Source organism: Streptosporangium sp. NPDC003464 (assembly GCF_053588315.1).
The window spans coordinates 1-14,960 of record NZ_JBSFPS010000244.1 but is presented as its reverse complement, the minus strand read 5'-3'; the positions used below and the strand labels follow the sequence as shown (position 1 = coordinate 14,960).

Below are 14,960 nucleotides of genomic sequence, written 5' to 3'. Positions count from 1 at the left end.
TACATTCCGAACCCGGAAGTTAAGCTCTTCAGCGCCGATGGTACTGCACCGGGGACGGTGTGGGAGAGTAGGTCGCCGCCGGACAATCATTCAGGTTAGGCCATCCCTTCGGGGGTGGCCTTTCCTGCGTTCCGGGGCTGTGAGGAGGACCGCCCGCGAGGTCAGTAGGCTTGGGGCGTGGACTATCGAGCGGTTGAACTGGCAATCATGGAACGCGGCGTCGAGTGGAACTTCGAGCCCACTCTCGACAGGATCGCCGCGCTCATGGACGTGCTCGGTTCCCCACAGCACTCCTATCCGGTCGTGCACGTCGCCGGCACCAACGGCAAGTCGAGCACGACGCGGATGATCGAGACGATCCTGCGTGAGCGGAACCTCCGTGTCGGCCGTTTCACCAGCCCGCACCTGGTCTCCATGCGCGAGCGGATCTCCGTGGACGGAGCCCCGCTGAGCGAGGAGCGTTTCGTCGAGGTGTACGAGGACATCGAGCCGTACCTCAAGATGATCGACGCCCAGGGGCGTCGGCTCTCCTTCTTCGAGACCCTGACGGCGATGGCCTTCGCGGCCTTCGCCGACGCGCCCGTCGACGTCGCCGTCATCGAGACCGGCATGGGTGGCAGCTTCGACGCCACCAACGTCGCCGACGGCGCCGTGGCCGTCATCACCCCCATCTCCCTGGACCACGTCGACTATCTCGGCCCCGACATCGCGACGATCGCGGGGGAGAAGGCCGGCATCATCAAACCCAGGGCGACAGCCGTGCTGGCTCAGCAGCAGCTCCCCGCCGCCGAGGTGCTGCTGCACAGGGCGGCCGAGGTGGGGGCCACCGTGGCCCGCGAGGGGCTGGAGTTCGGCGTGCTCGGCAGGGAGCTCGCGATCGGCGGCCAGCTGCTCCACCTCAAGACCCTCAAGGGGACCTACGAGGAGGTCATGCTCCCGCTGTACGGCGCGCACCAGGCCGGCAACGCGGCCTGCGCCCTGGCCGCGGTCGAGGCTCTGACCGTAGGAGACGAACCGCTCGACGCCGAGCTGGTGCGGCAGGCGTTCCTGCAGGTGAGCTCGCCGGGCAGGCTGGAGGTCGTGCGGCGGGGCCCCACGGTGCTGGTGGACGCCGCGCACAACCCGGGCGGGATCCAGGCCACCCTGGAGGCCGTCCAGGAGTCCTTCGACTTCGCCAAGCTCATCGGCGTGGTGGCGGTGTTCGAGGACAAGGACGTCCAGGGCATCCTGGAGCTCCTGGAGCCGATGATGGACGAGATCGTGGTGACCCGGAACTCCTCGCCCAGGTCCATGGACGTCGACGAACTCGCGGCGCTCGCGGAGGAGATCTTCGGACTGGACCGGGTCCACCAGGTCGAGCGGCTGGACGGTGCGATCGACCGGGCGATCGAGATGGCGGACGCCATGGGCGAGTTCAGCGGGGCCGGGGTGCTGATCACCGGTTCCGTGGTCACCGCCGGAGACGCCCGGCTGCTCCTCAAGGCGGGAGAGCCCACGTGAGCGGGGCGGCGGAGGAGAAGCGGGGGTTGATCACGGTCACCCCGGGCATGCGGCGGCTCTGTGCCAGCGTGCTGGGCATGGAGGCGATCGTCATCGGGCTGTTCACCCCGGTGGCGATCAACACCCAGAATGTCGAGCCGACCGTCGCGGTGACCGTCGGGATCGGTCTGGCCGTCTTGTGCGTCCTGGTCGCGGGCATGTTGAAACGTCCGTTCGCCTACATCATGGGAAGTGTGATCCAGGTGCTCGCCATCGCCGCGGGTTTCCTGGTTCCGACCATGTTCTTCCTGGGCGCGATCTTCGCCGCACTGTGGATCACGGCGATATTCGTCGCTCGCCGTGTCGAGGGCGTGACTTCCCGCTAAAGTCGGCCAACATGGCCGTCCCTCCCACTCAACCGACCCGGGCGGTGACCGTCGGGCCCGAGGGCCTGGCGCGCACGCTCGGTGTCTCCACGGTGCTCGACGTCATCCTCGGACTGCTCGTCGCGGTGGTCCTCCCGCTGGCGATCGTCGCCATCCCCAACACCATCTCGGTGGTGGCCGCCCTGCTCCCGCCCGAGATCTCGCAGATCGCGATGGTGCGGGCGCACGGGCTGGCGCTGCCCGCGATGGTGCTGACGGTGCCGCTGGCCGCCGTCGCCGTGCGCCGGGTGCGGGCGGCGCCGATCCTGGTCGCCGGGCTGACCCTGCTGGCGCTGGCCGACGCGGCCGGGGGTTTCGCCGACTCCGCGCCGCTGGTGGGGGTGCTGCGGGTCCTGCACGGGGTCGGTGCGGGCCTGCTGGTGCCCGCCACCCTGGTGGCGGTCTCGGAGCGCTCGCCGCTCCTGCGTGCCGTGTGGGGAGGCATGCTCGCGGTGAGCCTCCTGACCGCCCAGGCGCTCGCCCTGTGGCCCCTGGACGAGGTGAGGTCCTGGAGGGTCACGCTCCAGCCCTATCCGATGCTCACGGGCGTCGCGCTCGTGCTGGCGGCGGTCTATCTCGTGCTCTGGATGAGGAGCGGTGAGAGCGCCGCGGCAGGCGGGGCGGCCACCGCCGAGCGTGGACGCCTGCTGACGGCGGTGGTGCCGGCCGTGGGCATCACCGCGCTTGCCCTGGGCAGCACCTTCGACTGGCCACCGGGGCTGCTGGTCCTGGCGGCTGTGGTGTCGGTCCTCGCGCTCTTCTGGATCGGCGCCTTCGCCGGTGCCGGCGGGCGGGTGCCCGCTTACACGATGCTCGCGGTGGGCGTCGTCGTCCTGCCCACCGCCGCCCAGGTCACCTATGTCGAGCTCGGTGGGCTCGGCGGTCCGGGCCTGTCCGGGCTGTGGCCGGCCTTCGTGATCGCCGGGGTCGCGGGCCTCGCCGCCGCGGCACTGGTGAGCCGGTTGGGCGACGGAGCCCTGCCCCTCGTCGGCGCGGGTGGCCTGGTGGTCGTGGTGGCCGGGCTGTGCGCCGTACGGCTGCTCCTTCCCGCCGCCGAGGGGCCGGCGCTGATCCTGCCGTTCGTGCTGCTCGGAGTCGGCGCCGCGGTGGCTCTCACCTCCGCGCTGCGCTCGTCCGGTCCGGGGGCGGCGCTCTTCGCGCTGTCGCTGTTCTTCCCGGCGGTGCTCTCCGGCTTCCTGCTGGGCAGCGGTGTCCAGGTCATCCGGCTGAAGGAGGCCACGACCTCCCAGGCGCTGGTCGACGGGTTCGTCGGCGCCCTCCACCTGTGGGCGCTGATGGGCGGTGGCCTGGTGGTCGCGGTGATCGTGCTCTGCGCCGTCCTGGCCCGCCGGTCCCCGTCCGCCGGAGACGACGGATCCGGTACGGCCAGCACCGCCATGACCGCCGGGTCCGACGGATCCGCCACGACCGCCGGGCCCGACGGATTCACCGGGCCCGCCGCCTCCGCCGGGTCCGTGTCGGCGGGCACGGACGCCGTCGCACCGGCCGAGGCGTCCCGGGCCGGGGCGTTCGATGACTCCGGCGTCCAGAGCCCTTCGGGGACCGAGGCGCCCGCCCCCACCTGGCAGACGCCGGCATCGGAGGCTGCGGCATGGCCGCGCCCGCCTGTCCGGCGTGCCGCCGAGCCCGGAATGATCCCGGAGCCGGCCACCGAGCTGGAGCCTCTCGCCGGCCTCCAGCCCTCGCGAGAGGCCGGCGCCGTGGCGGAGAGGGGGCCGGAGGTCGGCGCAGGCGGTGCCGGGCCCAGGCAGGACAGACATGGCAGGCAGCGCAGGCAGAGCGACGGCGGGTCCGGCCGGGATGAGCGGGACAGCCGCGGGTCCGGGCAGGACAGGCGGGACGGCCGCAGATCCGGACGGGACGGGCAGGACGTCGGTGGGTCGGGACGGGACGGCCGCGGGTCCGGACAGGACGGGCAGGGCGACCGCAGGCTCGGACAGGACGGGCAAGAGGTCGGCGGATCCGGACAGGACAGACGGGATCGCGGATCCGGACAGGACGGGCGGGACGGCCGCAGGTCGGGACGGGACGGGCAGGGCGACAGCGGGCCCGGACAGGACAGGCGGGACCGGCCCGGACCCTTCTCCAGGCCGCAGCCGGATCCCAGGCCACAGCCGGACAAGACCGGCACCCTGCCGGTGGTGCCGCCGCCCACGCCGTCACCGGAAGACGCGCCGGGGGACGGGCCCGCCCGGTCATGACGTCGCCGAGCATGGGGAATCGGGCCGAGGGCGGTAAACTTCGCGCGTTCATCGCAGTCCGCGAGTCATCCTCCCCGTTCAAAGGAGAACCTCAGTGTCCGAGCGCACTCTTGTCCTGATCAAGCCCGACGGTGTCGCGCGTGGTCTCATCGGCGACGTGATCGCCCGGATCGAGCGCAAGGGCCTGAAGGTCGCGGCGCTGGAACTGCGCACGCTGGACGCCGACACCGCCAAGTCGCACTACGCCGAGCACTCCGAGCGGCCCTTCTTCGGCGAGCTGGTCGAGTTCATCACCTCCGGCCCGCTGGTCGCGCTGGTCGCCGAGGGCCCCCGCGCCATCGAGGCCTTCCGCTCCCTCGCGGGCCTGACCGACCCGGTCAAGTCCGCCCCCGGCACCATCCGCGGCGACCACGCCCTGGAGATCGGTGAGAACGTGGTCCACGGCTCCGACTCGCCCGAGTCCGCCGCCCGTGAGATCAAGCTCTTCTTCCCGGACCGCTTCTAGGTCCCTGGCCTCCGGCCCTGTCGAGCCTCGTCATCCCTGGGGATGACGAGGCTCGACGTATTTGACACGTCTTAAGATTTTCCTGGAACTGGCGGGCTCATTGCGCTCAAGGGTGGGTACGTCACGTTACGATTCGAGTGCGTTCTGTAGTTTTCGCCGACGATCCCACGGGAGGAGGGTCGCCTTCCCCATGAGCAGCAAGCTTTCTTTTCTCGGCCGCGACATGGCAGTCGACCTCGGCACCGCCAACACACTCGTCTATGTTCGGGGTCGCGGCATCGTGCTCAACGAGCCCTCGGTCGTCGCCATCAACACGACCACGGGAAAGATCGTCGCGATCGGCATCGAGGCCAAGCGCATGATCGGCCGCACCCCCGGCAACATCGTGGCGATCAGGCCGCTCAAGGACGGCGTCATCGCCGACTTCGACGTCACCGAGCGCATGCTCCGTTACTTCATCCAGCGGGTGCACAGGCGCCGTCACTTCGCCAAGCCCCGCATCATCATCGCGGTGCCGAGCGGGATCACCGGGGTCGAGCAGCGGGCGGTCAAGGAGGCCGGTTACCAGGCGGGAGCGCGCCAGGTCTACATCATCGAGGAGCCGATGGCGGCCGCGATCGGTGCGGGGCTCCCCGTGCACGAGCCGACCGGCAACATGGTGGTCGACGTCGGCGGCGGCACCACCGAGGTGGCGATCATCTCGATGGGCGGTGTGGTGACCAGCCAGTCGATCCGGGTGGGCGGCGACGAGCTGGACCAGGCGATCATCAGTTTCGCGAAGAAGGAATACTCGCTCATGCTCGGCGAGCGGACCGCCGAGGAGATCAAGATGGCGATCGGTTCCGCCTGCGTGCTCCCCGAGGAGGGGCATGCCGAGATCCGGGGCCGTGACCTGGTCAGCGGCCTGCCCAAGACGATAATCGTGTCGGCTCACGAGGTCCGCAAGGCCACCGAGGAGCCGGTGAACACGATCGTCGACGCGGTCAAGACCACCTTGGACAAGTGCCCGCCGGAGCTGTCCGGCGATCTGATGGACCGGGGGATCGCGCTCACCGGGGGTGGCGCGCTCCTCAAGGGCCTGGACGAGCGGCTCAAGGACGAGACGGGCATGCCGATCCACCTGGTGGACAACGCGCTCGACTCGGTCGCGCTCGGCTCCGGCAAGTGCGTCGAGGATTTCGAGGCCTTGCAGCAGGTCCTGGTCTCGGAGCCGCGGCACTGATGAAAGACACGCGTCGGGCACGGGTGAGCCTAGGGCTGCTGCTGGCCGCGGCGCTCGTGCTCATGACCGTGGACCATCGGGCAGGTGACGACTCTCCGCTCGGGTCGCTGCGGGGGGTCGGCACGACCCTGTTCGGCACCGCCGAGAGCGCGGGAGCCGGCGTCGTCCGGCCGGTCGGCCGGTTCTTCGAGACGATGGTGGGCGCGCCCGACGCGCAGCGCCGCATCGACGCGCTGAGTGCGGAGAACCAGCGGCTCAGACGCGATCTGGTGGCGCAGAGCCTGGACCGCCGGCACTCCACCGAGCTGCGCCGTCTGCTGGGGGTCGCCGGGACCGCCGGATACAAGATCGTTACTGCTCAGGTGATCGCCCGGCGGGGCACACCCGGATTCGAGGAGGCCGTCGAGCTCGACGTGGGCGGCGCCGACGGGGTGCGTCCGGAGATGACCGTGCTGAACGGCGACGGCCTGGTGGGGCGGGTGGTCCACGTGGGGACGTCCACCTCGACCGTGGTCCTGCTCAGCGACCCCGCCTCGGCGGCCGGCGCGCGGCTGGAGGGGAGCAACGAGATCGGGGTGGTCCACGGGATCGGGGAGAGCGGCCGCCAGCTCCGCTTCCGGCTGCTCGACTCGACCGCGCAGATCGTGCCGGGCCGCCGGATCGTGAGTTTCGGCTCCCAGCGCGGCGTGCCGTACGTGGCAGGGGTGCCGATCGGGGTGGTGGAGCGGGTGGAGGCCACGCCCGGTGAGCTGACCCGGATCGCCTACGCGCGGCCGTACGCCGACTTCACCGCGCTGGACGTGGTCGGCGTGGTGGTGCAGTCGCCGCGGCGCGGGCCGCGTGACGCGGTGCGGCCCGCAGCGCCGCCCAAGCCCGCAGCGCCGTCCAAGCCCGCAGCGCCGTCCAAGCCCGCAGCGCCGTCCAAGCCCGCTGCGCCGCCCAGGCCCGACGGTTCACCGGAGCCCGACGCCTCGCCCAGGCCCGAGGCCTCCGAGAGGCCCGCGGTGCCGGACAGGGCGGAGGTCACGCAGCAGCCCGAGGCGCTGCGCGGTCCCGGCGCACCGGGGGAGGGGATCTGACGGTGAGCGGGCGTGACGTGCTCTCGGTGGGGCTGTTCCTGCTGGTCATGGTCTTTCAGGTGACGGTCGTCAACCGGCTGCCGCTGCCCGGGGCGGGCGCGCCTGACCTGGTGCTGCTCACCGTGGTGGGCTACGCACTGGTCCGCGGCTCCTCCGCAGGCGCGGTCGCGGGGTTCTGCGCGGGGCTGGCCGGTGACGTGCTGCCACCCGCCGCGCACGTGCTCGGGCAGCAGGCGCTGGTGCTGTGCCTGATCGGGTTCCTGGCCGGACGGGTGGGGGAGAGCTATCCGGATGCCGGGCTGTTCACGGCGCTGGCCTGCGCGGCCGTCGGCCCGCTGGTCGCCGTGGCGGTCGGCGCGCTGCTCGGCGACGACCGGATCAGCCAGCCCATGCTGACGGCGGCGCTGCCCCAGGCGGCCCTCTACAACCTGCTGGCCGTGCCACCGATGGTGTGGGTGGTGACGAGAGTCGTCCGGGGGCCCCGGAGGCGGGGCCTGCAACCGGTGAGGCATCTGGCGCGGGGGCGCATATGAGCCGGCGGGTCGACGGGCACGGGATCGCCGGACCGTGTTCCGGCGCGCCGTGGGGTGAGGAGCGGACATGACCCGGATGCGGGGCCGGCTGGTCGTGCTGCAGGTGCTGGTGGTGTCGTTGCTGGCGCTGCTGGCCGTACGGCTCTGGCAGGTGCAGGTGGTGCGGGGTGACGAGTTCGTGGTGGCCGCGACCGAGACGCGCACCCGCGACGTGGTGGTGCCGGCGGTGCGCGGGCAGATCCTCGACTCGGCCGGCCGGCCGCTGGTGCGCAACCGGACCAGGCTCGTGGTGTCGGTGGACCGGACGAGTCTCAACCGGATGGAGGGCAACGGCAGGGGCGTGATCCAACGGCTCGCCTCGGTGCTGGACCGCCGGCCCGCGGAGCTGCGCGAGCGCATCAGGGCGTGCGGGCCGGGGGTCACCAGGCCCTGCTGGCCCGGCTCGCCCTACCAGCCGATCCCGATCGACGACCACGTCACCACCCGCGAGGCCCTGCAGATCCTGGAGCGGCAGGAGGAGTTCCCCGGGGTCACCGCCGAGGTGCAGGCGGTGCGCGAATATCCGGGCAGCAGCGCGGGCGCGCAGGCGCTGGGTTACCTGCAGCCGATCACGCAGGCCGAGATGGACCGGCGGGCCGGGTCCAAGGCGGTCTTCTCCGGGGTGGACCTGGTCGGCCGGGACGGCCTGGAATCGGTGTACGACAGCGCCCTGCGGGGGGTTCCCGGGATACGACGGATGCAGGTCGACCGGCTCGGCAAGGTGATCGGGGTGGAGCGGCAGGTGCCGCCGACGCCCGGCGACACGCTCATCACCAGCATCGATGCCAAGGTGCAGGCCGTGACGGAGAAGGCCCTGGCCGAGGCCATGAAGTCGGCGCCCACGGCCGACGGCGCGGCGGCGGTGGTCCTCGACGTGAAGACCGGCCGGGTGATCGCGCTGGCCAGCGCGCCGACCTACGACCCCAAGGTGTGGACCGGCGGCATCTCCGAGGCCGAATACCAGCGTCTGCTGTCCGGCAAGGTCGGCAAGCCGCTGGTGTCGCGGGCGATCAAGGGGGAGTTCGCGCCGGGCTCGACGTTCAAGGTGTCGTCGGTGGCGGCGATGCTCCGGGACGGCTACCCGCTCAACGGTCAATACGACTGCCCGGGCTCCTACATGGTGGGCAGCCGGCCGTTCAACAACTTCCGGGGCATCGGGCTCGGCACGCTCACCCTGCACACGGCGCTGGTGAAGTCCTGCGACACGATCTTCTACAGGGCGGCCTACGAGCAGTGGCTGCGCGACGGCGGGCTGAAGCCGAAGGCGAGGACCAAGGAGCCGATGGCGGCGATGGCGCGCGCCTTCGGGTTCGGCAGCCTGACGGGCGTCGACCTGCCGGGCGAGTCGGCCGGGCGGATCCCCGACCGGCAGTGGAAGAAGGACCTCTGGTCGGCCACCAAGGCCGACAACTGCAAGCGGGCCAAGACCGGCTATCCGGAGGTGGCCAAGAGCGATCCCAGCCGGGCCGCCTTCCTCAAGCAGTTGGCGTACGAGAACTGCCTGGAGGGCTACCAGTGGCGTCCGGGTGACGCGGCCAACTTCTCCATCGGCCAGGGCGACGTCCTGGTGACCCCGTTGCAGCTCGCGGCGGCCTACGCGGCGCTGGTCGGGGACGGCAAGCTGCGCAGTCCCCGGCTCGGCTGGGCGCTGGTGCGGCCGGACGGCACCATGGTCAAGGAGATCAAGGTGCCGGTGGTGCGGAAGCTGCCGATCTCGGCGAAGGAGCGGGCCTACATCAAGGGGGCGCTGAGCGATGTCCCCTCCGACGGTACGGCGGCCGGGGCCTTCGTCGGGTTCCCCATGGACAAGGTGAGGATCGGCGGCAAGACCGGCACCGCCGAGGTCTACGGCAAGGCCGACACGTCCTGGTTCGCCTCGTTCGCGCCGACCGACAAGCCGCGCTTCGTGGTCGTCGTCATGGTCTCCCAGGGCGGCATGGGCGCTCAGACGGCGGCTCCGGCCGCGCGGAAGATCTATGAGGGCATCTACGGCTTCACGCCCACGGGCGGGCAGACCAAGGCGGCACTGCCGGCCCACCGCCCCGCCGCCGAGCCGCCGATGATCAAACGGGACGGCACGGTGGCGCGATGAGTCGCACGACCACCGCGCACGGCGGTGCCCCGCTCCGCCCGGTGGCGCGCGGCCGCGTTCTCCACGGCCTGGTGGTGCGCGGCGGCGTTCTCCACGGTCCGGCGGCGGTGGCGCGATGAGCCGGACGGTCGCCGCGCCGCGGAGGGGGTCCCTCACCCGCGGGGCGGTGGTGGCGACCTCGGCGGTGCGCCGCATGGACGGGGTGCTGCTGGTCGCCGTCGCGGCGCTGGCGGTGATCGGCACGATGCTGGTCTGGTCGTCCACCAGGACCTGGGCGCCCGGGTCCACCGGGCTGGTCAAGAAGCACATCCTCAACCTCTGCATCGGGACCGCGCTGACCGTCGCGGCGGCGATGGTCGACCACCGCAGGCTGCGGGCCTACGCGCCGCTGGTGTACGGCCTGTCCCTGCTCGGGCTGTTCCTGGTGATCACGCCGCTCGGCTCCACCGTGAACGGAGCCCACTCGTGGATCATGGTGGGCGGGGGGTTCGCCTTCCAGCCGTCGGAGTTCGCCAAGCTCGGCCTGGTGCTGATGCTCGCCATGCTGCTGGCCAAGCCCGCCGCCGGCACCGACCGGCCGCGCGGCCTGGACGTCGGGATAGCGCTGGTGGTGGGCGTCTTCACCATGGGACTGGTGATGCTCCAGCCCGACCTGGGCACCACGATGGTCCTCGGGGTGATCACGGCCGCCGCGCTCGTCGTCGCCGGGGTCCGCAAACGCTGGATCGGCGGCCTCACCCTCGCCGTGGCCGGCGGGGCGGTGGCCGTGTGGTTCCTCGACGTGCTGGAGCCGTACCAGATCGCCCGGTTCACCGCCTTCCTCAACCCCGCCAGCGATCCGCGTGGCGTCGGCTACAACAGCACCCAGTCGCTGATCGCCATCGGCTCGGGGGAGCTGTTCGGCAAGGGCCTGTTCGACGGCGGCCAGACCACCGGCCGGTTCGTGCCCGAACAGCACACCGACTTCATCTTCACCGTGGCGGGCGAGGAGTTCGGCTTCCTCGGCTCGGTCACCGTGGTGGCCCTGCTCGGCGTGATCCTGCTGCGCGGGATGCGGATCGCGCGGGAGTGCGACGACCGGTTCGGCACGCTGACGGCCGGAGTGATCGTGTGCTGGCTGGCCTTCCAGTCGTTCGTCAACATCGGCATGACGATCGGGATCATGCCGATCACCGGTCTTCCACTGCCGTTCGTCTCCTATGGCGGCACGGCGACCTTCGCCAATATGATCGCCGTCGGCCTGCTCCAGGCCATCCACATCCGCGAACAATCGTTCTAGGCCCGACATGAGAGCCGCCCGCATGTCCGTGGCCCCGGATTCTCACTGGCGTCGCGGTGGTCAAGCGAACATTCTGGGAACGATGACGGAACTCGCGATGACGGAGGAGCCGTGACATCGGAGCTCGCCGAGCGGCAACGGGCACTGGAACTGCTGCGTACCGCGTTCCCCGACTATCGGATCGTCTTCAGCAAGGGCCGGTGGGCCGCGGTGTCGGCGGGCAGCCCGCCGGCGGTCTGGTTCGCCGAGACCCCGAGCAGCCTGTGCGGGCAGCTCTTCCAGGCCCAGCTCCGCAACGGCGGGACGGTCGGGCCCTTCGGGGAGGCCGGTTCATGAGGGGGTCCGGCCCGTGAGGGGAGTGCGCTTCATGAACATGAGGGGAGCGCGCCTCATGGCGGGGGCCCGCTCCCGCGCCGGCGGCGGACTCTCAGGTCCACCCGGCACCGGCCGGCGCACTAGCGTGGCGGCGACCCCTTCGGAGAACGGCCGGGAGAGCCGATGACCCAGAGTTCACGCGGTGGAGACCGCGCCGCGCTGGCCTGCGCGACGATCATCCGTAACCGGACGCTGGCTTCCGTGTCCGGTCCGCCGTCGGCGGCGGTGATCCAGCAGATGGTCGACGAGATCCATGCCTGCTGCCCGCAGCAGACCAGGTTCAAATGCCGCAGGCTCGCCCACGGCTGGACCGTGGAGGAGGCCATCGAGCACTTCCACGCCCTGTGCGACAGGGAGGGCGTCAAGCGGCGCGGGCTGACCGAGCGCTCCTGGCGGGAGTGGGAGGCCGGGGCGCGGCCCGACCGGGACTACACGGACCTGCTGTGCCGCCTCTACGAGACCGGGCCCGTGCAGCTCGGCTTCGCCAACGACTACACCCCCGAGGAGCTGCGCTCCGTGCCGTCCGGGCCCCCCGCCCTGGACCTGATCTCGGCGGCGGCCGACGAGGCGGGCGCCCACGCCGAGGAGGCCGAGGCGAGCGAGCTGGGCTCGGGCGCGCTGGAGCGGCTGCGCACCCAGGTGATCTGGGTCGGCAAACGCTATGTCGCCGAGGCCCCGCTGCCGCTCTTCGTGGAGATGCGGGAACTGCAGGAACGGACCCGCAGGGCGCTGGACAAGCGCATCCACCCCGGGCAGGCCCGGGAGCTCTACTTCCTGACCGGCGCGCTGTGCGGGCTGATGGCCAACGTCAGCATGGACATGGACCGCCGGGTCCCCGCCGACACCCTCGCCCGGGCCGCCTGGACCTACGGCAAGGTGGCCGGGCACGCGCCGCTGATGGGCTGGGCGCGCGGGATGCAGGCCTCGGTGGCGCTGTGGGACCGGCGCTACAGCGACGCGGCCAGATACGCGGAGGAGGGGCTGACCTCGATGAGCGCGGGGTCCGGCGCCACCCGCCTGCACATGCTGCGGGCCCGCTCCTACGCGCTGATGGGCCGGGGCCGGGAGGCGGAGGAGGCGCTGCGCCGGGCGGCGGACGTCCGGGCGGCCGGGGCGGACGAGCTGCACGACGAGATCGCCGGAGAGTTCGCGTTCCGCCCGGCCAAGGAGCGCTACTACGCGGCGGTCACCCACCTGCATCTGGGCGCCTCGGCGGCGGCCATCGAGGCGGCGGGCGAGTCGCTGGCCCTGTACGCCGCCGGGGATCCGGAGAACCGCTCCTACGGGTGCGAGTCCATGGCCAGCGCCCACCTGGCGATCGCCCACCTCATGGAGGGCGACGCCGCGGGTGCGGAGGGCGCCATGGCGCCGATCCTCGCGCTCCCGCCCGACCGGCGCATCGGCAGCCTGGGCACGACCCTCAGCACGGGCCGCGCGCTGCTGTCGGCCAGACCCGGAGGAGCGCACATGGCCAGACAGATCGAGAGTTTCTGCGCCGTCGGCCTCCCCCAGCAGGCCCGGCACGCGATCTCGGACAGGAGCGGACGATGACCATTGCCGCCGGAAACCCGCTCCTCACCCGGGCGGCCGCGGCGCTCGGCCACACCAGCCGGGAGGCCGGACTGGACAGCACCGGTTTCACGTTGCTGCGCGACTTCGCCAACACCGTCTACCACCTGCCCGCCGAGCGGGTGGTGGTACGGCTGGCGCAGGCGACCACGCCGGGCAAGTTCGACCGGCTGGTGACCTCGGTCCGGGTCACCCGCTGGCTGGCCGAGCAGGGCTTCCCCACCATCCGGCCGCTGGAGGAGATCAAGCAGCCGGTCGTCGCGGAGGGTTTCCTGGCGACCTTCTGGCACCACGAGGAGCACATCGGGCCGCCGCCCGACCCGGCGCAGCTCGGCCCGCTGCTGCGCAGGCTGCACGACCTGCCGCCGGTGCCGTTCGAGCTGCCGACCCACGACCCCTTCGGGGCGGTGCGCCGGGCGATCCTGGCCGGCCGCGCGCTCGACGACGACGGCCGCGCCTGGCTGCTCGGACGCTGCGACACACTCGCCGAGATCTACTACGAGCGGCTGGAGTTCGCCCTGCCGTACGGGCTGACGCACGGCGACGCCCACCGCGGGAACATGATCCGGACGCGTGACGGGTTCCTGCTGTGCGACTGGGACGGGGTGTGCGCGGGGCCGCGGGAGATCGATCTGATCCCGACCCTGCAGGGGGTCCGGTTCGGGCTCACCGAGCGGCAGCGGTCCAATTTCAGCGAGGCCTACGGCTACGACGCGACGCGCTGGGAGGGCTATCCGGTGCTGCGCGACATGCGCGAACTGCAGACTCTCACCGCCGTGCTGCGCAACGCCCACCGTGACCGCCGGGCCGGCGAGGAGCTGCGGCACCGGCTCGACTCGCTGCGGGCGGGGGACGACCGCCTGTGGCACCCGTTCTAGCCGGATAGGCTTGACGCATGTCTGTCGAGTCGCTGTTTCCCCGCCTGGAAGCGCTTCTGCCCAGAGTGCAGAAGCCGATCCAGTATGTCGGAGGTGAGCTCAACTCGACCGTTAAGAACTGGGACGAGACCACGGTCCGCTGGGCCCTGATGTACCCGGACGCCTACGAGGTGGGCCTGCCCAACCAGGGCGTCCAGATTCTCTACGAGATCCTCAACGAGATGCCCGAGACGCTGGCCGAGCGGACCTACGCGGTCTGGCCCGATCTTGAGGCGCTCATGCGGTCCGAGGGCGTTCCCCAGTTCACGGTCGACGCCCACCGGCCGGTGCGGGCGTTCGATGTGTTCGGGCTGTCGTTCTCCACCGAGCTCGGCTACACCAACATGCTCACCGCGCTGGAGCTGGCGGGCATCCCACTGGAGGCGGCCGACCGGGGCGACGACGATCCGATCGTCCTCGCGGGCGGTCACGCGGCCTTCAACCCGGAGCCGATCGCCGACTTCATCGACGCCGCGGTGCTGGGCGACGGAGAGCAGATCGCCATCGCGATCACCGAGGTCATCCGTGAGTGGAAGGCCGAGGGCTCGCCCGGCGGACGCGACGAACTGCTGATGCGGCTGGCCGAGTCCGGCGGGGTCTACGTGCCCAGGTTCTACGACGTCGACTACCACGCCGACGGCCGGATCCGGCGGGTCGCGCCCAACCGGTCGGGCGTGCCGTGGCGGATCCACAAGCACACGGTCATGGATCTGGACGAGTGGCCCTATCCGAAGAAGCCGCTGGTCCCGCTGGCCGAGACCGTGCACGAGCGGTTCAGCGTGGAGATCTTCCGCGGCTGCACCCGCGGCTGCCGGTTCTGCCAGGCCGGAATGATCACCAGGCCGGTCCGGGAGCGTTCGATCACCACGATCGGCGACATGGTCGACGCGGGCGTCAAGGCATCCGGCTTCAACGAGGTCGGACTGCTGTCGCTGTCGTCGGCCGACCACTCCGAGATCGGTGACATCGCCAAGGGCCTGGCCGACCGTTACGAGGGCACCAACACCTCGCTGTCGCTGCCCTCGACCCGGGTCGACGCCTTCAACATCGACCTGGCCAACGAGTTCTCCCGCAACGGCCGCCGCTCGGGCCTGACGTTCGCCCCGGAGGGCGGCTCCGAGCGGATGCGCAAGGTGATCAACAAGATGGTCACCGAGGAAGACCTGATCCGGACCGTCACCACCGCCTACACCCAGGGCTGGTTCTGGAAGGCGAGCATCACCT

General features: G+C 71.4%; 14 protein-coding genes and 1 rRNA gene. All 15 read left to right on the top strand.

Annotated features, from left to right (window positions below; genetic code table 11):
- A 5S ribosomal RNA gene (gene rrf, locus ACWDS7_RS37715) occupies positions 1-84 on the top strand; the annotation flags it as partial.
- A 123-nt stretch (positions 85-207) separates the two neighbouring features.
- On the top strand, positions 208-1,500 hold the full coding sequence (locus ACWDS7_RS37710) for a bifunctional folylpolyglutamate synthase/dihydrofolate synthase (protein WP_451933155.1): 1,293 nt from the start codon (positions 208-210) through the stop codon (positions 1,498-1,500).
- Positions 1,497-1,865, top strand: coding sequence for a DUF4233 domain-containing protein (locus ACWDS7_RS37705; protein ID WP_451933154.1), 369 nt, complete (start codon positions 1,497-1,499; stop codon positions 1,863-1,865). The genes ACWDS7_RS37710 and ACWDS7_RS37705 overlap by 4 nt, the downstream gene beginning before the upstream one ends.
- An 11-nt stretch (positions 1,866-1,876) precedes the next feature.
- Positions 1,877-4,126, top strand: coding sequence for a hypothetical protein (locus ACWDS7_RS37700; protein WP_451933153.1), 2,250 nt, complete (start codon positions 1,877-1,879; stop codon positions 4,124-4,126).
- Between the two features lie 94 nt (positions 4,127-4,220).
- Positions 4,221-4,631 carry a nucleoside-diphosphate kinase gene (gene ndk / locus ACWDS7_RS37695; protein ID WP_271223390.1) on the top strand — a complete coding sequence of 137 codons (411 nt, stop codon included), beginning with the start codon at positions 4,221-4,223 and terminating at the stop codon, positions 4,629-4,631.
- Between the two features lie 190 nt (positions 4,632-4,821).
- Positions 4,822-5,853 carry a rod shape-determining protein gene (locus ACWDS7_RS37690; protein ID WP_306866388.1) on the top strand — a complete coding sequence of 344 codons (1,032 nt, stop codon included), beginning with the start codon at positions 4,822-4,824 and terminating at the stop codon, positions 5,851-5,853.
- Entirely contained in the window at positions 5,853-6,932 is a 1,080-nt protein-coding gene (gene mreC, locus ACWDS7_RS37685; protein ID WP_451933152.1) for a rod shape-determining protein MreC, read from the top strand. Before ACWDS7_RS37690 ends, mreC begins: the two co-directional genes overlap by 1 nt.
- A 2-nt stretch (positions 6,933-6,934) precedes the next feature.
- A complete protein-coding gene (gene mreD / locus ACWDS7_RS37680; RefSeq protein ID WP_451933151.1) occupies positions 6,935-7,465 on the top strand; it encodes a rod shape-determining protein MreD in 531 nt (176 codons plus the stop codon).
- A gap of 67 nt (positions 7,466-7,532) precedes the next feature.
- Positions 7,533-9,596 (top strand): penicillin-binding protein 2, encoded by a 2,064-nt coding sequence (gene mrdA / locus ACWDS7_RS37675; protein ID WP_306866397.1) that lies wholly within the window; start codon positions 7,533-7,535, stop codon positions 9,594-9,596.
- Positions 9,593-9,715 (top strand): hypothetical protein, encoded by a 123-nt coding sequence (locus tag ACWDS7_RS37670; protein WP_451933150.1) that lies wholly within the window; start codon positions 9,593-9,595, stop codon positions 9,713-9,715. Before mrdA ends, ACWDS7_RS37670 begins: the two co-directional genes overlap by 4 nt.
- Positions 9,712-10,875: a rod shape-determining protein RodA gene (gene rodA, locus ACWDS7_RS37665; RefSeq protein WP_306866400.1), complete on the top strand. Its 1,164-nt coding sequence runs from the start codon at positions 9,712-9,714 to the stop codon at positions 10,873-10,875. The genes ACWDS7_RS37670 and rodA overlap by 4 nt, the downstream gene beginning before the upstream one ends.
- A gap of 111 nt (positions 10,876-10,986) precedes the next feature.
- A complete protein-coding gene (locus ACWDS7_RS37660; RefSeq protein WP_306866403.1) occupies positions 10,987-11,211 on the top strand; it encodes a hypothetical protein in 225 nt (74 codons plus the stop codon).
- A gap of 162 nt (positions 11,212-11,373) precedes the next feature.
- Positions 11,374-12,801 carry a hypothetical protein gene (locus tag ACWDS7_RS37655; protein ID WP_451933149.1) on the top strand — a complete coding sequence of 476 codons (1,428 nt, stop codon included), beginning with the start codon at positions 11,374-11,376 and terminating at the stop codon, positions 12,799-12,801.
- Positions 12,798-13,697 (top strand): phosphotransferase family protein, encoded by a 900-nt coding sequence (locus tag ACWDS7_RS37650; protein ID WP_451933148.1) that lies wholly within the window; start codon positions 12,798-12,800, stop codon positions 13,695-13,697. Before ACWDS7_RS37655 ends, ACWDS7_RS37650 begins: the two co-directional genes overlap by 4 nt.
- A 17-nt stretch (positions 13,698-13,714) precedes the next feature.
- Positions 13,715-14,960 (top strand): TIGR03960 family B12-binding radical SAM protein (locus ACWDS7_RS37645; protein WP_451933147.1); only part of this gene is annotated, 1,246 nt, incomplete at its 3' end.